Consider the following 22056-nt stretch of genomic DNA (forward strand, 5'->3'; position numbering starts at 1 on the left):
CGATTTCAATTACCCCAGCGGTAATCGCGCTACCCCGTCATCCAAGCGCGCGCAACTTCGCCTTCACCTCGAGGAAATCCCGCCAGGCCAGTTTCTTGTGCGCGGGCGCTCGCAGCAGGTAGGCGGGATGCAGCGTCGGCATGGCCGGGATGGCCACGCCGGATGACGTCGTATGGACGCGCCAGTTGCCGCGCAGCCGCAAAATGCCTTCGCTGGTGTTGAGCAGCGTCTTTGCCGACGGGCCGCCGAGGTTGACCAGCACCTTCGGATTGACCAGTTCGACCTGCCGCTCGATGAACGGCCGGCAGATTTCGGTTTCGTGCGGTGTCGGCGTGCGGTTGCCGGGCGGCCGCCACGGAATGGCGTTGGCTATATAGACGGAGGAGCGATCCAAGCCAATCGCCGCCAGCATGCGGTCCAGCAGCCGGCCGGAGCGGCCGACAAAGGGCAGGCCCTCAATGTCCTCGTCGCGGCCCGGCGCTTCGCCCACCAGCATGATTGCTGCTTGCGGGTTGCCGTCGGCAAAGACCAGGTTCTTGGCAGTTGCCTTGAGATTGCAGCCGTCGAAGGCCGCCATCCGCTGGCGAAGCTCGTCCAGGGTCGTTGCCGTGGCCGCCAACTGACGTGCCAGCGCCGCCTGCGCTTCGTCGGGCACCGTGGCTCTCGCCGGGGGGGCGGCAACGCGTGTTGCATTGGCCCTGTCGTCTGCCTCGGCGCGCGACACGCTCGTTGAGCGACCGGGCGGGGTATTGTCGGGCAAGGGCGACGGCGCGCGCTCCGCCGGCCTGGGCGCGGCGTCGGCAAACCGGTTGACCGGCTGCTCGTCAAGCGCCTCGTCGACGCCCACGCTGGCATAAAAGGCGAGCAGGTCGGCAAGGTCGCGTCTATTGTCTGGAAAAGCGGCGGTCATGGATTCACATTCGTCCGCATGACGAATATTTGCAAGGTTAGCCAGTATGGTTCCGGCTTGAACTCAGCCGGTCGGTATGCGTGGATCCTGCACCAGGTAGAAGGTCCATCGCGGCGTGTAGTCGGTCAGCAGAAATTCGAAGCTTGCCGTCTTCAGCGGATCGACCTTGCCATTGCGGAACAGCAGCCGGTCGTAGGGTTCGAAATCGCGGTCGAAATCGGCGAAATTGCTCGACCGGATGTTGTCGGGCGTCTTGTTGCGCTGGTCGAACGACAGGCCGTCACCGAACACGCTTGGCCGGTTCAAGATCTCCTGCAGTTCGAACTGGAACTCAATCCATGCCTGGCCGCTGTTGTTGAGCACGTCGATGCGCATGTACATGATGCCATTGGCGAATTCTCGCGCCGACCCGAAGGCCTGAATCGGCTTCGTCGTGCGGATGGTCAAGGTCACCGGTGTCGCCGAATTCAGCTCTTCCGTGATAACCAGTGGATCATCGCTCGTCCCAATGCCCGACGCGCCCGTGATGCGGAAGCCGCCGAGCTCGTCGGAGAAGGAGTAAGCGCCGGTTTCCCACACCTTGACCTGATCCGCGCCAGCGTGCCCTGGCGTCAGCGACATAACGATCAGGGGAAGCGCCCGACGGATCCAGCCGGTCGCCAACGGGAAGCGCGTCGATGGGAAGCCCGCAGGCCCGGGAAAGCGCATGACATGCAGTATGGCAAATAAGCAAGCCGCCGAACAATTGAAAACGTCAGAGCGGCGGGAGGACGGCCCAAAACGGCCTGCTCTTCGCGCGATGCGCGACTTTTTGGCCAATTCCGCATTGTAACGTATGCGCCGGTTTCCTGTCGCCAATTGATGCGCTATGCAGCGCGGTAGCCAGCAAGATGCCCGGACGGGAACCGGAACAAGCCAGTGCGGAGGGGTTGATGAGCGACATCGAACGCGAAAGCATGGAATTCGACGTGGTGATCGTCGGCGCCGGACCTGCCGGCCTTGCCGCCGCTATCCGCCTCAAGCAAATCAATCCCGAGCTTTCCGTTGTGGTCCTGGAAAAAGGTGGCGAGGTCGGCGCTCATATCCTGTCGGGCGCCGTTGTCGATCCGATTGGCATCGACCGGCTGCTGCCGGGCTGGCGCGATGAGGAAGGCCACCCCTTCAAGACGCCGGTCACCGCAGATCATTTTCTCCTGCTGGGCCCTGCCGGCTCGTTCCGTCTGCCCAACATGCTGATGCCGCCGCTGATGAACAATCACGGCAACTACATCGTCTCGCTCGGCAATGTCGCCCGCTGGCTGGCGACCAAGGCGGAAGCGCTCGGCGTCGAGATCTATCCGGGCTTCGCGGCTGCCGGCCTGCTCTACAATGAGGAGGGCGCGGTCACCGGTGTCGTTACCGGCGACATGGGCGTCGAAAAAGACGGCACCCACGGTCCGGGCTTCGCTCCCGGCATGGCGCTGATGGGCAAGTACGTGCTGATCGGGGAGGGCGCGCGCGGCTCCCTGGCAAAGCAGCTGATTGCCAGATACAGGCTTTCCGAAGGCCGTGAGCCCGGAAAATACGGTATCGGTCTCAAGGAACTCTGGCAGGTCAAGCCGGAGAACCATCGCCCGGGACTGGTGCAGCATTCCTTCGGCTGGCCGCTCGACATGAAGACCGGCGGCGGCTCTTTCCTGTACCATCTCGAGGACAATCAGGTGGCGGTCGGCTTCGTCCTCCACCTTAACTACAAGAACCCGTATCTCGCGCCCTTCGAGGAATTCCAGCGTTTCAAGACCCACCCGGCGATCGCCGGGACGTTCGAGGGCGCCAAGCGGCTGGGCTATGGCGCGCGCGCGATCACCGAAGGCGGCTGGCAGTCTGTGCCGAAATTATCCTTCCCCGGCGGCGCGCTGATCGGCTGCGCGGCGGGCTTCGTCAACGTGCCGCGCATCAAGGGATCGCATAATGCGGTGCTTTCCGGCATGCTGGCGGCCGATCATGTCGCCGAAGCGATCCGTGCCGGGCGCGCCAATGACGAGCTGTCGACCTACGAGGCGGCGTGGCGCACGACCGACATCGGCAAGGATCTCAAAAAGGTTCGCAACGTCAAGCCGCTTTGGTCACGCTTCGGCACCATCTTCGGCATCGGCCTCGGCGGCCTCGACATGTGGCTGAATACGCTGTTTGGCATGTCGCCCTTCGGCACGCTGAAGCATGGCAAGGCCGACTACGCGTCGCTGGAACCGGCCGGCCGGCACAAGAAGATTGCCTATCCTAAGCCGGATGGCGTGTTGACCTTCGACCGCCTGTCCTCCGTGTTTCTGTCCAACACCAATCACGAGGAAAATGAGCCGGTCCACCTGCTCGTGCGCGATATGGAACTGCAGAAACGTTCCGAGCACGATGTCTTTGCCGGCCCTTCGACGCGCTATTGTCCGGCAGGTGTTTATGAGTGGGTCGACAAGGACGGCAACGCCGCCGCCGATCCCGAGGCGCAGGATGTGCGCTTCGTCATCAACGCGCAGAACTGCGTCCATTGCAAGACGTGCGACATCAAGGACCCCAACCAGAACATTGACTGGGTGCCGCCGCAGGGCGGAGAGGGCCCGGTCTACCAGGGCATGTGAGGTAACGCGCGGCGCTGCTGCGCCGCCAGTCGTCGCGTTGTCGTCGAGAGGAAGCGTCGGTGCGCTTGACCACACTTTCAATGCTGACGGCCATCGCTGCTTCGGCCGGTTTTGCGGCTACCGCAGCGGCGGACGTCAAGATTGTGGTCACGAAACAGACCTACGACATCTCCGGGATCACTGGCGAGGCCCTTATCAGGTCGATGAATCGCAATGGACCAAGGCATGGCTTCTTGTCTCGTGCCATCGCGCAGACGAGCTATACGAAGGGTTGGGACATTGACTTCGTTCAGGCCAAGCGGGCCTGCCATATCCAACGGGCCAACGGAACACTCAAGCTGAAAGTTACCTTGCCCCGTGTCGTCTCCACGCTGCCGCCTGGGCTCGACAAAGATTGGGAGCGGTTCTTGGCTGGCGTGCGCAAGCATGAGGACACCCACGGCGACATCGCCGCCCAGATGATGGCCGCGACCGAGAAATCGCTTGTTGCCCTCGCAGTCCCGAATGATCCGGGCTGTTCCAAGACAAGGCGGGAGGCCAGCCGCCGCATAGACGTCATTTATGATCAGTATGAGGACAGGCAGAACGCATTCGACGCCAGCGAGCATCGCGAGGGCGGCCGCGTCGAATATCTGGTTGAAGCCTTCGTAAAGTCATAAAACCGGTTCCCCATTGCGCGGCACCGCGGCTCGCGACACAGCGGCGGGTAGCGGCTCAACCACGCGACCTCATCGGCTGGCGTAGGGAAACGGTCGCGGTTTCATGCTCGTCGGCGGGCTTCGTGTCCGGCACTCCGAGCGAGAACTCGACCATGACCGGCAGATGGTCCGAGCCGGTGTCTTCCAGCCGAACCGCGGAATGGATGGTCAGGGCGCCCCTGCTGAACACCTGGTCGATCGGCAACCCAGCGAACCGCCGCAGAAAATCCGGCAATCCGGTATAGATCCAGCTCGGCCCGGCGGACGGCATGACAATCAAGCCGCCGAGCGAAGCGACGCGCTGAACGGCCGCGCTCCATGGCACGGCGTTGCAGTCGCCCGCCATTATTGCCGTCTCGCCCAGAGAAGAGAGCGGTCCCGAGAGCTCGCCGATCTGCTCGTACTGCTCGCGCGGCCATGGCCAACCAAGATGGATCGCGGCGACGTCGACGCCAATGCCCCCGAAATTGACCGTCGCCATCGCCATGGCGCCGCGCCGCTCGCAACGAGGCTGGGTGCCAGCGGCAAAGGGCCGTCGCGACAGCAACGCAACCCCGAAGACACCATTGGGATGCGCGCAAAGGATTCGATAGGGATAGGCGCTGCTGATATAGCCGAGCTCGGTCGACCACATCGCCGACACCTCGTTGAGGGTGATGACGTCGGGGTTCGTCCGGCCGATCAGCGACAGCACCTTCTTCGGGGTCGGATTGTCATAGCGCAGGTTCATCTGCAGCAGTCGGTAGACGATGCGGTCGGCAGGCTTCGTCGCCGCCTGCGTCGGCCACGGGCGGGGCAGCGCGTCCAACGTGGTTGCGAGCGCTGCAACAGCAAATATCATGGCCACAGCCGCCTGCGGACGAAACGACGTCGCCAGGAGCGGCAAAGCGCAAAGCGCCATCAACAAGGCAAGATGGATGCGAAAATGCGAAAACGAATCGAGGGCCGGATGGACCGAGCCAAGAAACCCGGCCAGGAGGGCGGCCGAAAGAGCCGTCATCGCCAGGAATATCACTCCAGCAGCCATGTTCGAGCGCGCGCCGCCTGTTGTCATCAAGGTCGTAGTTCGCTGAATATTTCCGGCACCTGCCCGGCATGTTTACCGGTCAAATTGCTTGGGTAAGACGGTCAATGTCTAGCCGGATTCCGGCCGCACCCGTCTACTGAAAAGCGGTCTCCGAGAAGCTTCTCAATTTGCGCGAGTGCAGCCGTTCCATCGGCATTTCCGACAGCTTCTCCATGGCCCTGATGCCGATGGTCAGATGCTGCGCCACCTGCCGCTTGTAGAACTCCGTCGCCATGCCGGGCAGTTTCAGTTCGCCATGCAGCGGCTTGTCTGAAACGCACAGCAGCGTGCCGTAGGGCACGCGGAAGCGGAATCCGTTGGCGGCGATGGTGGCCGACTCCATGTCGAGGGCGATGGCGCGGGACTGCGACAGGCGCTGCACCGGGCCGCGCTGGTCGCGCAGTTCCCAGTTGCGGTTGTCGATGGTGGCGACGGTTCCGGTTCGCATGATGCGTTTCAGATCGTAGCCGGACAGGCCGGTCACTTCGGCAACCGCTTCCTGCAATGCCACCTGGATCTCTGCCAGCGGCGGGATCGGCACCCAGACGGGAAGATCGTCGTCCAGCACGTGATCCTCGCGCACATAGGCGTGCGCCAGCACATAGTCCCCCAGAGCCTGAGTGTTGCGAAGCCCGGCGCAGTGACCAAGCATGACCCAGGCATGCGGCCGCAGCACCGCGATATGGTCGGTGATCGTCTTGGCGTTGGAAGGCCCGACGCCGATATTGACCATGGTGATGCCGCCATGGTTCGCCTTCTTCAGGTGATAGGCCGGCATCTGTGGCAGCCGCGGCGGCGCGACCCCGTGGCTTGGCGCGCTTTGCCCCGCCTGGGTGATGACATTGCCCGGCTCGACGAACTCATCATAGCCATGGCCGCCTTCCGCCATCTGTGCGCGCGCCCTGGCCACGAACTCGTCGATGTAGAACTGGTAATTGGTGAACAGCACGAAGTTCTGGAAATGCTGCGGCGTGGTCGCCGTGTAGTGTGACAGGCGGTGCAGCGAATAATCGATCCGCTGCGCCGTGAACGGCGCGAGAGGCCTCGTTTCACCCACAGCCACTTCGAACGTGCCGTTGGCGATCTGGTCATCGGTGCCATCGAGGTCCGGCACATCGAACAGGTCCCGGATCGGCCGTCTGATGCGTTCCGCTGCCGCGCCATCGACATGGGTGCCTTCAAGGAAGGCGAAATGAAGCGGTATGGGCGTGGTCGACTCCGAGACGGTGACCGCGACGCCATGGTTGCGCATGATCAGGCGCAGTTGTTCGACGAGGTAGCTCTCGAACAGGCCGGGCTGGGTGATGGTGGTGGAAAAATGCCCCGGCGTCGGCATATGCCCATAAGCCTGCCGCGAATCGATCTGCGTGAAGGAATTGGTGGTGACGCCGATCTCCGGATAGAAGGCGCGGTAGCGCTTGGCATTGTCTCCGCCCGCTGCCGCCAGGCTGGCGAAGGCGTCGCGCAAGAATGTGGTGTTACGGTCGTAGAGCACACGCAGCGCGGCCACGGCCTTTTCGGCATCGTCGAAACTCTGCCGGCCAAACGGCTCCGGCATGACCACGGATTCGATCGCTTGAGGGTAGATTCGCTTTTCCATGGCTCAATATAGAGGTTCGGACGCGCTGTTGGGAGGGGTACCGCTTCCAATGGCGGCCAAGCCGACTTTTTTCTTCAACCGCGCCGCAGGCTGACCAGGAGTACGAAGCCGACGCCGGATTTCTTCATGGCGGGGGCGTCGATCGTCGCGCCGACATCTGTTCGCATCGAAGGTACGGCCAGAACCGGAGCTGCCAGAACCATCAGGATGAGCGCCGCCCGCGGCAGAAGCCGGAGGGTCTCGAGGGTGTTGGCGGCGATGCGGTTCATGGCTTTTGCTTTGCTTTCGAGGTCTCTTTGGTTTGTCGCTTCAAGGGCGAAAATGGTTCATGCAATTCATCCCGCAGACTTTTGAACTGGCTTCGTCCCAGGACCGGGCCGGACGGCCGGCCTCGGCGACGATGATGGCGAAGAACATTCCAAACAGGCTCATCAGCAGGCAGACGATGGTGAAGCGGCGAGCGAGCATTGCGACGTGTCTCCTTCAACACGCGCGAGAATGCCCAAGCACGACTGAACCCGCTCTGATGGCGGCGTTCATCCACGGTTCAAATTTGTTGACGGTTGTTCCAGGAACCGCTGGAGCGCGATGGCAGCGGGCAGTTGGGCTGCGGCGAGCGGATCCCCGAAATGAAAACGGGGCCCGTCAGGGCCCCGTTCGCATGTCGAGATATGAGAAATTCAAAGTTTGTGCCAGGTCTGGCTTTTGCAGATCAGACCGCCCAGCACACACCCGCTCATCTTGAGCGAAGTGCCCGACAATGTCGCCTTGCCCGAATAGGTTTTGTCGTTCGCCGGATCGGTGATGTTGCCGGCATATTTGTTGTCGCCGGCTGCTTTCAGCGAGCCGATGGTCTTGCCGGCATATTTGCCGGACTTGAGGGTGATCGAAAACGTTCCGCTGCCGCCGATGGCCGCTGTATCGCCGGATTGCGTCTTCCAGCTGCCTTCGATCGGATCGGCCGACGCCGCACCCGCCATGACCACCGTGGCTGCAAAGGCCAGGCACATCTTTCGAAACATGGACTTCCTCCCTTGGAATCCGGCGATGCACTCCGCCTCGCCGGGCTGCCGCTTACGCGAAGGTAAGCTAATCCAGCTCCAGTCGAAACAAAAGCGGTGCCGCTGCGGAAGAATTCGGGATTTTCAATAGGCCGGCATGCCTCCCGTCGAACCGAAATCGAAACCGCTTTCACATCGCCTTTGTCACTTGTGGTTAGCGGAGTGTTGCAGGGCCTCACCCGAATTGTCGTCAAATTTTTAGCAAACAGGCGGAATCGCTAGCTTTGTATCGTTAACAAATTTTGGCATTTACCTCTTGTTTTAGCTTTGTTTTCCCCAAATTAAGCACGCCATTTAACGACGGATTCAAGCCTGCACGGCATTCTCGAAAGCATCGAAAGAGCGGCCCGCTACGACAACGGAGGCAGCTCTCGGGAGCCAGACAGGGGATTTGAAAAATGGCACGTTTTGAAATGCTTGAAGCAGGCTTCGGCGCCATGGGGGCAACCGCCCAGGCCGACATTCTTTTCGAACTGGGGATGATGTACGCGACCGGCCGCGATTGCGAGACCGACGTCGTTGCGGCTCACAAATGGTTCAACATCGCCGCGATCAAAGGCTCCGCTCGCGCCGCGGAAGTGCGCTCGGAACTATCCGCCACCATGTCGAAGGCCGAGATTGCCAAGGCCCTTCGCGAAGCCCGCGAATGGATGACGATGCACTGATCCGCCAATCGCAGATACCTACCGAAACAGGGAAGCTCCGGGATCAAGACTGCATAGACAGCCGGGCCCGGCTAAGGGAAGGCCGCGCAAGACGGTCACGATATTAAGAAAGAGAATGCGACGGGCAGCACGACCCAGTCGTGCGGAACACGGGGAAGGTGAGCGGGATTTTCAGGCGAAGGGCGCCTGGAGAGTGCTCGACAGACATAAAAGTCGCGACCGGCCGGACAAGGCCGGCGCGGCTTTTGCTTTTCGCGGACACTGCCTTGCAGGCCCAATCGAGTGACGCCAATGCGCCTAGACAGAGCCGGTGAAGGATGAAATTGTCCCGCCTCTGTGGAAGAAGCGGGGCCGGGGCGGCCGCGCGTGAGTGGAGGAGCTAGCACAATGAAAAAAATCAGTATTTTGAACGCGGCCATTTTCGGCCTGATGATGAGCGCGCCAGTCGCTTTCGCCGACGATCTCACCATCTCGGTGGTCGGCCCAATGACGGGACAGCTCGCCACCATCGGCGACCAGTTCAAACAGGGCGCACAGGCCGCCGCGGACGCGATCAACGCCGCCGGGGGCGTTGATGGCCGCCAGATCAAGCTCGACATCGAGGACGACCAGTGCGATCCAAAGCAGGCGGTGTCTGTCGCCAACCGCATCGTGGCCAATGGGGTCAAGTTCATCGACGGCCACGCTTGCTCGGGCTCCAGCATCCCGGCATCCGCCGTCTATGCGGAAGCCGGCGCCTTGATGATGAGCCCGGCCTCCTCGAACCCGGTGCTGACCGACGCGGCGGCGAAGTCCGGCTGGCCGACGATCATGCGTCTCTACACGCGTGACGATGCTCAGGGCGCCTTCATCGGCCCCTGGATCGCCAAGAAATATGCCGGCAAGAACGTCGTCGTCCTGCATGACAAGAGCGCATACGGTCAGGGCGTGGCTGACGCCGTCAAGGCGACCATGAATGCCGGCGGCCTCAAGGAAGTGGACTATGAGGGCATCAATGCAGGCGAGAAGGATTACTCGGCACTCGTCACCAAGTTGAAAGATCTGAAGGCCGACGTCGTCTATTTCGGCGGTTACCACCCTGAGGCCGGCCTGATCCTGCGCCAGTCGGCGGAGCAGAACGTCAAGTTCCAGCTCATCATGCCCGATTCCATCGCCTCGCCTGAATTCTGGCAAGTTGCCGGTCCGGCTGGCGAAGGCACCATGTTTGTCTTCCCGTCCGACCCGCAGGCAAAGCCGGAAGCCAAGGCCGCCGTGGAGAAGATCAAGGCAGGCGGCTTCGTGCCGGAAGGCTTCACGCTGTTCTCCTATGCCGTGGTGCAGGCAGTCGCGGAAGGCGTCAAGCGCGCCGGCAGCGACGATCCGGCCAAGGTTGCGGAAGCGTTGAAGAACGGAACGCCGGTCAGCACGGTTGTCGGTAACGTCACCTTCGACGAGAAGGGCGATCTCAAGAACGCCAGCTACGACATCAACCAGTGGCATGACGGCAAGTACGCGCCGATCTCCCAGTAATCGCCGACGTCGAAACGACGATCGCACGCATCAAATGGCCGGGTTTTTCCCGGCCATTTGTTTTGGCCGCTGTGTGGATGGTAGGAAGTCGCCGAGCCCGGCGGCCGGCTACCGGAAACAGCCGCTCGACGTAGCGCGGTCAGCGGGGTTAACCATCTGGAGCGAGAGCAGGGAGCCAAAAACGTCTGACGGGTGACCACCATGGAAAATCCCCAACATAGATTTTACTGTCACATCGAGGCAGGCGGCACCTGGGCAGTCTGGGACCGTATAGCTGACGCCCCGGCTAGTCTGGGAGGGCGCGATCTGCCTGACTGCACATCCCAACGGGCGAACGCCGCTGAGGCCGTGCTGACGCGGATCTATGACAATGGGTTGGACGCGCTGACCGTTCGAATGTCGGGCATAGCTGTCAGCCTTTCAGCTTCGGCGTGATCGTGCCGGGTCTTTTGGCCCTCACTGACGCTCCATCCTCCAAGGTCGGATTGAACACCTCGGTCTTGACGTTGCTCCCCAAAAGCAAAAGACGATCTAGACCAACTTGGCTGCCGCCCGCGTCTCGTCGGCGAAGCGGGCCAGCACAACGCCGTCGGTAACCTGGGCGCCTTCCATCGCTATGTCGGCAATGACCCCGTCATGCGGGGCGACGATGGTGTGCTCCATCTTCATGGCCTCGAGGATCAGCAGCGGCTGGCCCTTGGTCACGGCGTCGCCGACAGCCACGCGAACCAGCTTTACCAGCCCCGGCATCGGCGCCCGAAGACTGGCGGAGCCGGCCTGCGCTTCGTCGGCCCGCGACAGCGGGTCCGGCACAGCGAAGGTGTAGCCGATCGCGCCTTCGAACACCGTGACATGGCCCGGCCAGCTGGCGCTGCGAGGCACGGCACGAAAATCATGCGAGTTGGTGCTTTCATACGGCGCTTCCAACCTCACCCCGAAACGTCCATCAGGCTGCACCGAAACCCGCACCGTGATGTCGGTCCCGCCACGAAGCAAATGCACGCGCCGCGCCACACTGTGGAAATGGGCATAGCCGGCGAGGGCCGACCAAGGATCGTCGGATGACGGCTCTGCCCGCGCGCCGGAGGCCGCAAGCGCGGCTGCCGCGATGGTTTCGCCGCTGGGCGGCTGGACCGCGGTCAGCGACTCCCGGTGCCTTTCGATCAGACCGGTGTCTACATCGCCTGCGGCAAAGTCCGGATCCGCGGCGAGAGCGGCGAGAAAGCCGGTGTTGACGGTCGTGCCCGCAATCTCGGTGCCAGCCAGCACCTTGCCGAGCGCCTCCAGTGCCGCCGGCCTATCTTTGCCGTGGACAACGAGCTTTGCGATCATCGGGTCATAATAGGGCGAGACGGCATCGCCTTCCCGCACACCGGTCTCGACGCGCATGGTTGCGCCGTCGGGCGAGATCGCCGGAAACTTCAGATGGTGCAGCGTGCCCGTCGCCGGCAGAAACCCCTTGGCCGCATCCTCGGCATAGACGCGCGCCTCGAAAGCATGGCCGGCGAGCGTGATCTCGTTTTGCGTCTTCGGCAGCTTTTCGCCGCTCGCGACCCGCAACTGCCATTCGACCAGGTCGATACCGGTGATCATTTCGGTGACCGGGTGCTCGACCTGCAGGCGGGTGTTCATCTCCATGAACCAGAAGCGATCGGCTTCCAAACCCTGCGAGGCATCGACGATGAACTCGATCGTGCCGGCGCCGCAATAGCTGATCGCCTTGGCCGCCTTGACCGCGGCGTCGGTCATCGCCTCGCGCAACGCTTCGGTCATTCCGGGGGCAGGGGCTTCCTCGATCACCTTCTGGTGGCGCCGCTGAGCCGAGCAGTCGCGCTCGTAGAGATGCACCACGTTGCCGAAGAGATCGCCGAACACCTGAACCTCGATGTGCCGTGGCTTGTCGACATATTTCTCGACCAGCACCCGGTCGTCGCCGAATGCGGCCTTGGCCTCTCGCCTTGCCGCCGACAGAGCTTCGGAAAAATGGTCGGGGTGTTCGACCCGGCGCATACCCCTGCCGCCGCCACCGGCCCGTGCCTTGATGAGCACGGGATAGCCTATCTCACGGGCCTTGGAGGCAAGCAGTACGATCTCCTGCGCCTCGCCATGATAGCCGGGCACCACCGGCACACCGGCCTTTTCCATCAGCAGCTTGGCCGCGTCCTTGAGCCCCATGGCACGGACCGAAGCCGCAGAAGGGCCGATGAAGGTCAGTCCCGCCGCCACCACATGGTCGACGAAATCGGGGTTCTCCGACAGGAAGCCGTAGCCGGGGTGGATGGCGCCGGCCCCGGTGGCGAGTGCGGCGGCAATGATCTTGTCGCCGCGCAGATAACTTTCGCTGACCGGCGAGGCGCCGATATGCACCGCGTCGTCGGCCATCTCCACATGCAGGGATTTCGCGTCGGCATCTGAATAGACGGCGACGGTGCGAACGCCTAGCTTTCGTGCCGTGCGAATAACACGGCATGCGATCTCGCCCCGATTGGCGATCAGGATCTTGGCGAACATGGAGCCTCCCGTGTCTGGATCGGGAGGGCCGATCGGACCTTTGGCCCTACTTCGACGCCGCGATCTGGCACTGGCCGCCCGCAGCCACCTTGTAGTGCGACCGCGCAGACTGACAGGATTTCATCGCCAGATCCTCCGCCGCCTTCTGCGACGGCGCATTGTAGTTGGCTCCGCACAGGATATAGCCATCCCTGACCCTTACAAACCCTGTCGTCGCATAGGCCGAATGGCCGCTTGCGGCGACATAAGCTTTGTAGGCCTTGCTGCATGGGTCCTTGACCCCGCTCCCCAGAACTGGCGAGAAGCGCATGTCTCCCTTGCTGCCCGCCAGCGATTCCGCCTGACCGGTGCCATTCGTCACGAATATAAGAAACCCTGCAAGTACCGACGCAGCCGTCTTGCGATAATGTCTCATTTCCATTTCCACCCCATCCCCACTGCATTGAGCGGGACGAGCAGTAGCGAATATCGCGTTTCGCCGCTAGTTCGATTTTGAAGGTTTGGAATGGGCTTTGCTGGTGAATCTGTTGGTCCATACAGTTCAGCCCCTTCGAAGAGCAGCAACGGTGCGGGGGTATAGTTCGGCCGTGTGCTCGTCTAGGCCGGTATGAACCTGGATTTGCGGGCGGTCGCTCATTTCACATCCTGAACACGCCGAAGCGCGTGTCCTCGATTTCGGCGTTGAGCGCGGCCGACAGGCTGAGCGCCAGTACGGCGCGAGTCTTCGCCGGGTCGATGATGCCATCGTCCCAAAGGCGCGCGGATGAATAGAGCGGATGGCCCTCATGCTCGTATTTCATCAGGATCGGCTTCTTGAACTTCGCTTCCTCCTCCGCGCTCCACTGGCCGCCCTTGCGCTCGATGCCTTCCCGTTTGACCATGGCGAGCACCGTCGCCGCCTGCTCGCCGCCCATCACCGAGATGCGGGCGTTCGGCCACATCCACAGGAAGCGCGGCGAGTAGGCGCGGCCGCACATGCCGTAATTGCCGGCACCGAACGATCCGCCGATGATGACGGTTACCTTCGGCACTTTGGCCGTGGCGACGGCCATCACCAGCTTGGCGCCGTCCTTGGCGATGCCGCCGGCCTCGTATTTCCTGCCCACCATGAAGCCGGTGATATTCTGCAGGAAGACCAGCGGAATCTTGCGTTGGCAGCAGAGTTCGATGAAGTGGGCGCCCTTGAGCGCGCTTTCGGAGAACAGCACGCCATTGTTGGCGATGATGCCGACCGGCATGCCATGGAGATGGGCAAATCCCGTGACCAACGTGGCCCCGTAGTTCTGCTTGAACTCGTCGAACTCGGACCCGTCGACGATGCGCGCGATTACTTCCCGTACGTCATAGGGTTGGCGGGGGTCGGTCGGCACGATGCCATACAATTCATCCGCCGGATGAAGCTGCGGAATCACTTTGTGTAAATTCAGGCTCACCACCTTGTTCCGATTCAGGTTCTTGACGATACGCCGGCAAATGGCGAGCGCGTTGTCATCGTCCAGGGCATAGTGGTCGGCGACGCCGGAAAGCCTTGTATGCACTTCCGCGCCGCCGAGATCCTCGGCGCTGACGTCTTCGCCGGTGGCCGCCTTCACCAGCGGCGGGCCGCCGAGAAAAATGGTCGCCTGATTGCGCACCATGATCGTCTCGTCCGACATTGCCGGCACATAGGCTCCGCCCGCCGTGCACGACCCCATGACGCAGGCGATCTGCGGGATGCCGGCGGCCGACATGTTGGCCTGGTTGTAGAAGATGCGGCCGAAATGCTCGCGGTCGGGAAATACCTCGTCCTGGTTGGGCAGGTTGGCGCCGCCGCTGTCGACCAGATAGATGCAAGGCAAATTGTTCTGCATGGCGATCTCCTGCGCCCGCAGATGCTTCTTCACGGTCAGCGGGTAGTAGGTCCCGCCTTTGACCGTCGCGTCGTTGACGACGACCATGACCTCGGTACCTTCGACGCGGCCGACTCCGGCTATCATGCCGGCCGACGGAATGTCCTCGCCATACATCGACCATGCCGCGAACTGACCGATCTCGAGGAAAGGCGAGCCGGTGTCGAGCAGCTGCGCCAGCCGTTCTCTCGGCAGAAGCTTGCCGCGCGAGACGTGGCGTTCTCGCGCCTCGTCCGAGCCCCCGCGCTCGATGCCTGCCGCCTTTTCGGTGACGTCGGCGACCAGTTCCCGCATGCGCTCGGCATTGGCGCGGAAAACGTCGGAGGAGGGGGAGACTTGGGTTTGCAGCGTGGCCAATATGTTCCTCACACCTCTTGATACCGTAGCGGAACCAGTGTAACAGCCCGCGCCCGGATGCAGCTTGCCACGAGTGGCAGCTTTTTTACGTATGACACCCTCAGGAGGCGGCGATGGAAAGCATGGATATGCGTTTCACCAAATGTCTCCCTTCGGCCACGGCCTGACGCCGCCGAAGGGCGGCCTTCCACGTCCCGAATCTGAGCAAGAGGAACATGGCGCCCGCTGGCGCCGTGGGTGTCACCATGTATTTGCGGTTTGTAACGCCGCTGATCCATCCGAACAGCCGGGTGGAGACCGGCTTCTTTCACGCGTCCTGGTACTTGTACCGCAACGGATGCCCGGACTGGATCCATGACGAGTTGGACCATCAATTCGACTGGTTCAACCGGCATCTGCCCATTCCAGGCCGGGTTGGTCGGCATTTCAAGCGCCGGAATTCGATCTGGGCATCTGCTGGTCCATCCGGACGCCAGGGAAGCGATCAGTCGCGCGCGTTATTGCGCTTGGCTGATCGAGGAAGGCGGTTTGCCGGTGCGGCCGATCACGTCGACGCGCCACCGCGAAATTCTGTGGCGCGACGCGCACCAGATCGTTGCCAAGCCTACCGATGACCTGCCCAAGGCGTTCGGCTGAAATGGCGGAGGGGGACATCACACTCCCTCAGCCATGATCTCGCGACCGATCAGCCAGCGGCGAATCTCGCTGGTGCCGGCGCCGATCTCGTAAAGCTTGGCGTCGCGCAACAGGCGGCCGGTCGGATACTCGTTGGTATAGCCATTGCCGCCCAGCAGTTGCAGGGCGTCAAGCGCCATCTGTGTTGCCTTTTCGGCCGCGAACAACACGCAACCGGCGGCGTCCTTGCGAGTCGTCTGGCCACGGTCGCAAGCGGCGGCCACGGCATAGACGTAGGCGCGCGCCGCGTTCATCACCGTGTACATGTCGGCCAGCTTGCCTTGCACCAGTTGGAACTCACCGATCGGCTGGCCGAACTGCTTGCGCTCGTGCACATAGGGGACCGCCACGTCGAGACACGCCGCCATCAGGCCGATCGGGCCGCCGGCAAGCACGGTGCGCTCATAGTCGAGACCGGACATCAGCACCTCGACGCCGCACCCTTCCTGGTGCAGCACATTTTCGAAGGGCACCTCGACATCCTCGAACACCAGTTCGCCGGTGTTTGAGCCGCGCATGCCGAGCTTGTCGAGCTTTTGCGCCACCGAAAAGCCGGCCATCGTATTCTCGACAATGAAGGCCGTGATGCCGCGGGACTGGCGCTCGGGATCGGTCTTGGCGTAAACGACCAGCGTTCCGGCGTCGGGACCGTTGGTGATCCACATCTTGGCGCCGTTCAGCACGTAGCGGTCATTGCGCTTTTCGGCCCGCAGCTTGAGCGACACCACGTCGGAGCCGGCGCCGGATTCCGACATCGCAAGTGCGCCGACCTTTTCGCCCGAGCATAGGGCAGGCAGATATTTCTCCTTCTGCGCCTGTGTCGCCCAGCGGTTGATCTGGTTGACGCAAAGATTGGAGTGGGCGCCATAGGAGAGGCCAACCGAGGCGGAGGCGCGCGAAATCTCCTCCACGGCAATCACATGGGCGAGATAACCCATGCCGCTGCCGCCAAACCCGGGCTCGGCTGTAATGCCAAGGAGCCCCAGCGCGCCCAGTTCCCTCCAGAGGGTCGACGGAAATTCGTTCGAGCGGTCGATCTCGGCTGCGATCGGCGCAATCCTGTCCTGGGCGAACCGACGCACCAGGTCTCGCAGCGCCTCGATGTCCTCGTCATGCCCGAAGCTGAGCGTGTTCGTGTACATGCCGTGCCTCTCCGGTTGCCATCCTCGCGCCGACCAGGCGCATTGTCATCGCAAGATAAGTCGTCGTCACTTCGGCGATCGACAGACGCTCGCCCGGCCGGAACCAGACGATGACGCCGGTCATCATCTGGATCAGCGCCATGGCCGTCAGGCCGGTGTCGTCGATGCTAAAGATGTCAGCCTCGGCGCCGTCTCGCAGGATGCCGCGCAGTTCCTTTTCGTAAGCCGTGCGCATGCGCAGGATGCGTGTCAGCCTTTCCGGCGACAGGCTGCGCAATTCCATGTTCGAGACATGCGTGGCGTTCCGGCGCTCGATGTGGAACGCGATGTGATTTGCGACATAGGCAGAGAGGCGTTGCGCCGGGCTTGCATTGACCGGCTTGGCTGATTCCCAGGCCTGGATCAGGCCTTCCATGTGCTCTCGCATCAACGTGAACAGAAGGTCTTCCTTGGTCGGAAAATAGCGGTAGAGAGCGGCCGCCTGAACGCCGACTTCGGCGGCAAGCTGCCGCATAGACATCGCTTCATAGCCAAAACGGGCCATCAGGCTGACCGCCGCCTCGCGAATGGCAGCTTCGGTCTTTTCTCCGTCAGATCCGGTCGTCCGCGCCATCTACATCCTTCCACCTACTTAACAGAATAAAACAAACGTTTATTTAATTCAAGGCCGTCGGGTCATGGTCCCCCCATGGAATGAAGTTTCGTGTTCATCGGAACACCGAAATGAAAGCTGAAGTCCGATTGTCGAGGCCCTGACCCGCGGCATACGGACCGGCAAGCACTTCGTCCGAAATGCCTGAGCAGGCCGCGTGCCGCTACGCCAGGCTGGTGCCATCGCGAGTGACATTCTCGTCGCGCCCGATCTACTCTAGGGGCGTGATGGTGAGACTATTGTCGGAGGAACATCAAGATAGTTGCGGCAAGGATTTGGCCGGCCGGGAGCGCTGGAACGTCGCCTGGTCGCGACAACGCGGATCCTTAGTTTCCTCGCGCGGATGCCAGACCGCCCGGCAGTTCCTCGGCGAAAATGTCGAGCTCGTGGTCGAGGCCGACGCTGACGCGAATGCAACGGTCGAGTACGGGCACCATCGGCTTGCGGATGAACACGTCGCGAGACAGCAAACGCTGCAGGACCTTAAGCGCGAAGGCGCCATCGCGGCCGCAATCGATGGTGACGAAATTCGTCGCCGATGCCAGCGGCTGCAGCCCGTTCTGCTCGGCGATATCAGCGATGCGGCGGCGGCCGGCTGCGACCCGTGCCACCACGTTTCGCAGATAGTCCTGATCGGCGAGCGCCTCGACGCCGGCGACCTGCGCCATGCGGCTGACGCCGTAGTGATTGCGGATCTTCTCGAAGTCCGCGATCACCTGCGCCTCCGCGACCGCGTAGCCGCAACGTATGCCGGCCAGCCCATAGGCCTTCGAGAACGTCCGCATACGGATGACGTTCGGACGCGAGGTATCGATCGGGGGCAAAGCCGAATCCGGCCCCAATTCGCCATAGGCCTCGTCGAGCACCAGCATGGTGGTTTCAGGTAATGCCTCGATGAAACGAATGACCTCGTCCGCTTCCCACCAGCTGCCCATCGGATTGTCCGGATTGGAAAGATAGACCAGTGGCGCCTTTTCCTTGCGCACTGCCGCGAGAAGGCCATCGAGGCTTTCACGATCATTCTCGTAGGGTACTGTGACGAGCCGTCCGCCGACGCCGGCAATATGGAAATTGAAGGTCGGGTAGGCTCCGAGGGACGTCACCACGGCGTCGCCGGGTGCGACGTACATGCGCGCCACCAGGCTGAGAAGGCCGTCTACGCCTTCGCCGACAACGATGTTCTCGGCCTTCACCGCGTGATGCGCCGCCGCCGCGACTTTCAGGTCATGATTGTCTGGGTCGCAGTACATCCACATGTCCTGCGCAATCCCCGCCATGCGCTCGATGACGCGTGGCGAAGGACCGAAACTGCTCTCATTGGCACCGATGCGGGCACGGAAGGCGCGGCCGCTCTCTCGCTCCTGCGCTTCCGGTCCGACAAACGGAACCGTCGAGGGAAGCGCTGCGATAAGCGGGGTGAGGGCAGGGCGCTGATGCATCGTGAAGCTCGCTTGAAGAACGGCTTCTTGCTAGCGCGATGGGGTGGTGCACGCAAGCGCCGCGAAAGTCCATTTAGTCTGGATTCGGTTAGCCATCTTTGCTAACCAGCGACCATGAGCAATCGTCTGCCGCCCGCCTGGTCCAAACATCTCAGATCCGCAGTTCCGCCTAAATCCGGAGTGCCACGGCAAACTCCGGCTACGGCAAGTCTGCCGAAAAACAATGCGTTTGCGCGCGCGCAGTCTGACGAGCTTCTGCTGAAGAAAGCTTATGAGCATCAGCAGGCCAAGCGGCTCGATGAAGCTCAGGACTTGTGCCTACAGGTTTTAGAGCGCACGCCAAACCAACCGCTGGCACTCTACATCATGGGAACTGTCTGTCTCGGCTACGACGACGAGGCGGCCCTGCGCTATTTCGCACGCGCCGTCAGCGAGGAGCCTAAAAATCCCTATTATCATCTTAGTCTCGGCGAAGCCTATGCCAAGCTGAGCGAATTTTCCGCTGCGATCAAGCATATCCAATATGCATTGGAACTGCAGCCCGATCTTGTGGAGGCCCTGTGTGCCCTGGGTCGTGTTTATACCGAGTTCGACAAACCCGATCTGGCCTTGCCGCTTTATGAGAAGGCGCTGAAAATTAGCCGCGATCACCCTAAGGCACGGATCGGAATGGCGGCCGCGCTTACCGGCCTGGGGCGCATGGAGGAGGCCGGAATCTACCTCAAGAAGGCAATCGAACATCGCGTGGACGTGGCTGCGGCCTACTACGATCTCGTGCAAAGCCGAAAGTTTAACGAAGAGCCTGTGGAGCTTCAATCGATCCTGCGCGAACTCAAGGCTCCACAGCTTAAATCGGAGGCCGTGCAGAATCTGCACTACGGGGCCGGCAAGGTGCTGAACGACCTCAAGCGCTACTCCGAGGCCTTCGACCATTTCAACAAGGCGAAACAGGCGGCCGGCTACAAGTTCGACATCGATCAGTATCGTCGTTTCGTGGATCTGACCATTGCAACGTTCACGTCGGATCTGTTTGCCGCAAGGTCGAGCTATGGGGACCCGTCCGAAGTGCCTGTTTTCGTTGTCGGCATGCCGCGCTCGGGGACGACGCTGACCGAACAAATCTGCGCCAGTCATCCCGACGTTCATGGCGCTGGAGAGCTTAGCAAGCTAAGGCGCGTAGCGAACGCGATCGGTCTGACAACCTCAGCTTCTGATCTGAACAAGCCGATCATGACTGTCACCGAAGGCTTGTCCAAAACGTTGGCCGAAGAGCATCTTTCCTACCTTCGGGAGCGCGCTCCGACTGCGCAGCGCATCATCGATAAAATGCCGCACAATTTCGAATTGATCGGTCTTCTCACCCTGCTCTTTCCCAATGCCCGCATCATTCACTGTCGCCGCGACGCCATCGACAATTGCGTGTCGTGCTTTGTCCTGCCTTTCAGCTCGGCGCACAGTTACAATTCAGACTTGCGTGCACTCGGCCTCTACTATCGGGAATATGACCGCTTGATGCGTCACTGGAACGGGGTTTTCCCGGGCCGTATCTTTGAAAATCACTATGAGACGCTTGTGGAGGATCAGGAGACGCAGTCGCGCCGGCTGATCGACTATCTCGGCCTGCCTTGGGATGAGGCATGCCTGCGCTTCTTCGACAGGGAAGGGGCGGTCACCACGCCCAGCCGTTGGCAGGTCCGTCAGCCAATCTACAAATCGTCCGTAAAGCGCTGGAAGAATTATGAAAGCGAAATCCAGCCCTTGATTGCAGCGTTGGGCGACCTCGCTGACGTTTGACCGATAAATCCCGAAGCTAAATCCTGTTAAAGCGCCAAGCGGTAAGGCAAATCTCGGAGATCGTGACGCGCTTGTGGTTCGGCATTTTGCAGCATCGCCAATGCAACGTCAGGGCGCTGTCAGGCTGTTGTCCAAGACGCGCAACGGCGTTGGTACAACCGCTTGCATACAACAAACAAAAACCCGGCGGTTGCCCGCCGGGTTTTCCTGTCTCCAGAAAAATCTGGTCTTAGAAATCGCGCTGGAAGCGGATGATACCGCCGACAGCGTCCTTCTTCTCGGCACCAGCCCAAACATTGCCGGCGTCAAACGCGCCCGAACCAACATGCTGGTAGTCGACTTCTGGCGTGATCGTGAAGCCGGGAACGACGCTGTATGCTATGTTGGCCGCGACGCCATAGTCCTTCCACTGATCACCCGACACCTGGAGGTTGAACGAGGTCTTCTCGTTGAACTTGTAGGTGCCGCCGGCCCAGAAGCCCCAGTTGCCACCCCACGGCTTGTAGAAGCCGCGACCGTTAGCAAAGGAGGTGTTGGGGCTCGGGTTGAAGTCGTTAAGTTTCCCGTCGTTGCCGTAGCCGAACATGCCGAACAGCGTCAGTTCATTTGAAACGTTTACATCAACGCGAACCTTGCCCGAGACGGATTCGTAGTTGCTGTCATAGGCAACGACGCCAACGATATCGCCCCAGCCCTGCGTATATTTCAAGCCGCCGACGATATGCGGAACATAGCTGTCGACAGTGGCGCGGCCATAACCATAACTTGCGTATTTCTGATCGGCGCCGCCCGAACCTTCTTCGAGAGAGGCCATCGCCGAGAAGCCGTTGCCGGCGTCGAAGTAGTACTGAACGACACCGGTCTTGAAACCGCCGTAAGGAACGATGGTGTCGTTGATGACGTTGCCGGCGTATCCCACAAACGTATCAAAAGCGGATTCATCCAAGCCTACACGCAGGCCGCCAAGCTGGATCCAGGCGAAGTGCTGGTCAATGTTGTTGTGAGCGTCATTGCCGGGGCCGCCAGCGCTGTAACCGTTATTCAGGGGGCTATTCTGGAAGTTCAGGCGCGTCTCGGTGTAGGTCTTCAACGTGCCGAGTTCCGTTTCCTGGCCGGTCCAGGTCTTCAGCGTGAAGCGGGCGTCCTTATAGAACGTACCCTGGTTCTTGCCGTCGACGACATCGTCGGCGCGCGCGCCGGTGAACGTGCCGACATCGCCGGCGCCGATGTCGTAACGGACATAGCCGCCGATGCGCAGGCAGGTTTCGGTGCCGGGGATATAGAAGTAGCCAGCGCCGTAGACGTCGCAGATCTTGACGTATTCAGCGGGTTCCGGCTCGGCAACGACGACGGCGTCGGCGGCGCGCGCACCGGAAACTGCGATCAGGGCCGCAGCGGAGCCGAGGAGAAGGCTCTTAATGTTCATTTTCTGACCTCCAGTCAGAATCGAACGAAACCAATGCCTAGAACCAGTTA

The 22056-nt window shown here is 61.5% G+C and carries 20 protein-coding genes; 6 read left to right on the forward strand and 14 right to left on the reverse strand.

Going from position 1 to position 22056, the window contains the following annotated elements; genetic code table 11:
• Positions 1-37: 37 nt before the first annotated feature.
• Both LB513_RS03650 and LB513_RS03655 read right to left on the reverse strand, forming a co-directional pair.
• Entirely contained in the window at positions 38-910 is an 873-nt protein-coding gene (locus LB513_RS03650; protein WP_224662104.1) for a uracil-DNA glycosylase, read from the reverse strand.
• Between the two features lie 63 nt (positions 911-973).
• Positions 974-1618, reverse strand: a complete 645-nt coding sequence (locus tag LB513_RS03655) for a hypothetical protein (protein ID WP_224662105.1) — start codon at positions 1616-1618, stop codon at positions 974-976.
• A 224-nt stretch (positions 1619-1842) separates the two neighbouring features.
• On the opposite strand from LB513_RS03655, the gene LB513_RS03660 reads away from it, so the two are divergent.
• Both LB513_RS03660 and LB513_RS03665 read left to right on the forward strand, forming a co-directional pair.
• On the forward strand, positions 1843-3522 hold the full coding sequence (locus tag LB513_RS03660; RefSeq protein ID WP_224662106.1) for an electron transfer flavoprotein-ubiquinone oxidoreductase: 1680 nt from the start codon (positions 1843-1845) through the stop codon (positions 3520-3522).
• Between the two features lie 80 nt (positions 3523-3602).
• Positions 3603-4181 carry a DUF922 domain-containing protein gene (locus LB513_RS03665; RefSeq protein WP_224662107.1) on the forward strand — a complete coding sequence of 193 codons (579 nt, stop codon included), beginning with the start codon at positions 3603-3605 and terminating at the stop codon, positions 4179-4181.
• A 55-nt stretch (positions 4182-4236) separates the two neighbouring features.
• Here the strand turns inward: LB513_RS03665 and LB513_RS03670 are convergent, their stop codons facing one another.
• The 5 genes from LB513_RS03670 to LB513_RS03690 form a co-directional block, all read right to left on the reverse strand.
• Positions 4237-5247 carry an endonuclease/exonuclease/phosphatase family protein gene (locus tag LB513_RS03670; protein WP_224662108.1) on the reverse strand — a complete coding sequence of 337 codons (1011 nt, stop codon included), beginning with the start codon at positions 5245-5247 and terminating at the stop codon, positions 4237-4239.
• Between the two features lie 133 nt (positions 5248-5380).
• Positions 5381-6844: an AMP nucleosidase gene (locus tag LB513_RS03675; protein WP_224662109.1), complete on the reverse strand. Its 1464-nt coding sequence runs from the start codon at positions 6842-6844 to the stop codon at positions 5381-5383.
• A gap of 116 nt (positions 6845-6960) precedes the next feature.
• Entirely contained in the window at positions 6961-7155 is a 195-nt protein-coding gene (locus tag LB513_RS03680) for a hypothetical protein (RefSeq protein WP_224662110.1), read from the reverse strand.
• A gap of 40 nt (positions 7156-7195) precedes the next feature.
• Positions 7196-7354, reverse strand: coding sequence for a hypothetical protein (locus LB513_RS03685; RefSeq protein ID WP_224662111.1), 159 nt, complete (start codon positions 7352-7354; stop codon positions 7196-7198).
• Between the two features lie 212 nt (positions 7355-7566).
• Positions 7567-7908 carry a DUF2147 domain-containing protein gene (locus tag LB513_RS03690; RefSeq protein WP_224662112.1) on the reverse strand — a complete coding sequence of 114 codons (342 nt, stop codon included), beginning with the start codon at positions 7906-7908 and terminating at the stop codon, positions 7567-7569.
• Between the two features lie 437 nt (positions 7909-8345).
• Here LB513_RS03690 and LB513_RS03695 point away from each other — a divergent pair, with 437 nt between their 5' ends.
• Both LB513_RS03695 and LB513_RS03700 read left to right on the forward strand, forming a co-directional pair.
• A complete protein-coding gene (locus LB513_RS03695; protein WP_224662113.1) occupies positions 8346-8612 on the forward strand; it encodes an SEL1-like repeat protein in 267 nt (88 codons plus the stop codon).
• Positions 8613-8999: 387 nt separating this feature from the next.
• Entirely contained in the window at positions 9000-10121 is a 1122-nt protein-coding gene (locus LB513_RS03700) for a branched-chain amino acid ABC transporter substrate-binding protein (RefSeq protein WP_224662114.1), read from the forward strand.
• A 531-nt stretch (positions 10122-10652) separates the two neighbouring features.
• Here the strand turns inward: LB513_RS03700 and LB513_RS03705 are convergent.
• The 3 genes from LB513_RS03705 to LB513_RS03715 form a co-directional block, all read right to left on the reverse strand.
• Positions 10653-12632 carry an acetyl/propionyl/methylcrotonyl-CoA carboxylase subunit alpha gene (locus LB513_RS03705; RefSeq protein WP_224662115.1) on the reverse strand — a complete coding sequence of 660 codons (1980 nt, stop codon included), beginning with the start codon at positions 12630-12632 and terminating at the stop codon, positions 10653-10655.
• A 46-nt stretch (positions 12633-12678) separates the two neighbouring features.
• Positions 12679-13047, reverse strand: a complete 369-nt coding sequence (locus tag LB513_RS03710; RefSeq protein WP_318011150.1) for a hypothetical protein — start codon at positions 13045-13047, stop codon at positions 12679-12681.
• 223 nt (positions 13048-13270) lie between these two features.
• Positions 13271-14878, reverse strand: a complete 1608-nt coding sequence (locus LB513_RS03715) for a carboxyl transferase domain-containing protein (protein ID WP_224662117.1) — start codon at positions 14876-14878, stop codon at positions 13271-13273.
• A gap of 354 nt (positions 14879-15232) precedes the next feature.
• Here LB513_RS03715 and LB513_RS03720 point away from each other — a divergent pair, with 354 nt between their 5' ends.
• Positions 15233-15514, forward strand: coding sequence for a hypothetical protein (locus tag LB513_RS03720; RefSeq protein WP_224662118.1), 282 nt, complete (start codon positions 15233-15235; stop codon positions 15512-15514).
• Positions 15515-15531: 17 nt separating this feature from the next.
• Here LB513_RS03720 and LB513_RS03725 read toward each other — a convergent pair whose 3' ends face one another.
• From LB513_RS03725 to LB513_RS03735, 3 genes are all read right to left on the reverse strand, one after another.
• Positions 15532-16695, reverse strand: a complete 1164-nt coding sequence (locus LB513_RS03725; RefSeq protein ID WP_224662119.1) for an isovaleryl-CoA dehydrogenase — start codon at positions 16693-16695, stop codon at positions 15532-15534.
• On the reverse strand, positions 16664-17308 hold the full coding sequence (locus LB513_RS03730; RefSeq protein ID WP_224662120.1) for a TetR/AcrR family transcriptional regulator: 645 nt from the start codon (positions 17306-17308) through the stop codon (positions 16664-16666). The genes LB513_RS03725 and LB513_RS03730 overlap by 32 nt, the downstream gene beginning before the upstream one ends.
• Before the next feature lie 365 nt (positions 17309-17673).
• On the reverse strand, positions 17674-18786 hold the full coding sequence (locus LB513_RS03735) for a pyridoxal phosphate-dependent aminotransferase (RefSeq protein ID WP_224662121.1): 1113 nt from the start codon (positions 18784-18786) through the stop codon (positions 17674-17676).
• 114 nt (positions 18787-18900) lie between these two features.
• Between LB513_RS03735 and LB513_RS03740 the strand changes: the two genes are divergently transcribed.
• On the forward strand, positions 18901-20580 hold the full coding sequence (locus LB513_RS03740) for a tetratricopeptide repeat-containing sulfotransferase family protein (RefSeq protein WP_224662122.1): 1680 nt from the start codon (positions 18901-18903) through the stop codon (positions 20578-20580).
• Positions 20581-20809: 229 nt separating this feature from the next.
• On the opposite strand, the gene LB513_RS03745 is transcribed toward LB513_RS03740, so the two are convergent.
• The gene (locus LB513_RS03745; protein ID WP_224662123.1) at positions 20810-22006 is read right to left on the reverse strand and encodes a porin; all 1197 of its coding nucleotides are present in this window, start codon (positions 22004-22006) and stop codon (positions 20810-20812) included.
• Between the last annotated feature and the right edge of the window lie 50 nt (positions 22007-22056).

The sequence above is a fragment of the Mesorhizobium sp. ES1-1 genome, from assembly GCF_020164785.1.
Classification (GTDB): Bacteria; Pseudomonadota; Alphaproteobacteria; order Rhizobiales; family Rhizobiaceae; genus Mesorhizobium.

What these genes read in the sequence shown, in the direction of transcription:
- LB513_RS03650 (WP_224662104.1), bottom strand. Translation starts at nt 910, where the DNA reads ATGACCGCCGCTTTTCCAGACAATAGACGCGACCTTGCCGACCTGCTC.
- LB513_RS03655 (WP_224662105.1), bottom strand. Translation starts at nt 1,618, where the DNA reads ATGCGCTTTCCCGGGCCTGCGGGCTTCCCATCGACGCGCTTCCCGTTG.
- LB513_RS03660 (WP_224662106.1), top strand. Translation starts at nt 1,843, where the DNA reads ATGAGCGACATCGAACGCGAAAGCATGGAATTCGACGTGGTGATCGTC.
- LB513_RS03665 (WP_224662107.1), top strand. Translation starts at nt 3,603, where the DNA reads ATGCTGACGGCCATCGCTGCTTCGGCCGGTTTTGCGGCTACCGCAGCG.
- LB513_RS03670 (WP_224662108.1), bottom strand. Translation starts at nt 5,247, where the DNA reads ATGGCTGCTGGAGTGATATTCCTGGCGATGACGGCTCTTTCGGCCGCC.
- LB513_RS03675 (WP_224662109.1), bottom strand. Translation starts at nt 6,844, where the DNA reads ATGCCGGAGCCGTTTGGCCGGCAGAGTTTCGACGATGCCGAAAAGGCC.
- LB513_RS03680 (WP_224662110.1), bottom strand. Translation starts at nt 7,155, where the DNA reads ATGAACCGCATCGCCGCCAACACCCTCGAGACCCTCCGGCTTCTGCCG.
- LB513_RS03685 (WP_224662111.1), bottom strand. Translation starts at nt 7,354, where the DNA reads ATGCTCGCTCGCCGCTTCACCATCGTCTGCCTGCTGATGAGCCTGTTT.
- LB513_RS03690 (WP_224662112.1), bottom strand. Translation starts at nt 7,908, where the DNA reads ATGTTTCGAAAGATGTGCCTGGCCTTTGCAGCCACGGTGGTCATGGCG.
- LB513_RS03695 (WP_224662113.1), top strand. Translation starts at nt 8,346, where the DNA reads ATGGCACGTTTTGAAATGCTTGAAGCAGGCTTCGGCGCCATGGGGGCA.
- LB513_RS03700 (WP_224662114.1), top strand. Translation starts at nt 9,000, where the DNA reads ATGAAAAAAATCAGTATTTTGAACGCGGCCATTTTCGGCCTGATGATG.
- LB513_RS03705 (WP_224662115.1), bottom strand. Translation starts at nt 12,632, where the DNA reads ATGTTCGCCAAGATCCTGATCGCCAATCGGGGCGAGATCGCATGCCGT.
- LB513_RS03710 (WP_318011150.1), bottom strand. Translation starts at nt 13,047, where the DNA reads ATGAGACATTATCGCAAGACGGCTGCGTCGGTACTTGCAGGGTTTCTT.
- LB513_RS03720 (WP_224662118.1), top strand. Translation starts at nt 15,233, where the DNA reads ATGACGAGTTGGACCATCAATTCGACTGGTTCAACCGGCATCTGCCCA.
- LB513_RS03725 (WP_224662119.1), bottom strand. Translation starts at nt 16,695, where the DNA reads ATGTACACGAACACGCTCAGCTTCGGGCATGACGAGGACATCGAGGCG.
- LB513_RS03730 (WP_224662120.1), bottom strand. Translation starts at nt 17,308, where the DNA reads ATGGCGCGGACGACCGGATCTGACGGAGAAAAGACCGAAGCTGCCATT.
- LB513_RS03735 (WP_224662121.1), bottom strand. Translation starts at nt 18,786, where the DNA reads ATGCATCAGCGCCCTGCCCTCACCCCGCTTATCGCAGCGCTTCCCTCG.
- LB513_RS03740 (WP_224662122.1), top strand. Translation starts at nt 18,901, where the DNA reads ATGAGCAATCGTCTGCCGCCCGCCTGGTCCAAACATCTCAGATCCGCA.
- LB513_RS03745 (WP_224662123.1), bottom strand. Translation starts at nt 22,006, where the DNA reads ATGAACATTAAGAGCCTTCTCCTCGGCTCCGCTGCGGCCCTGATCGCA.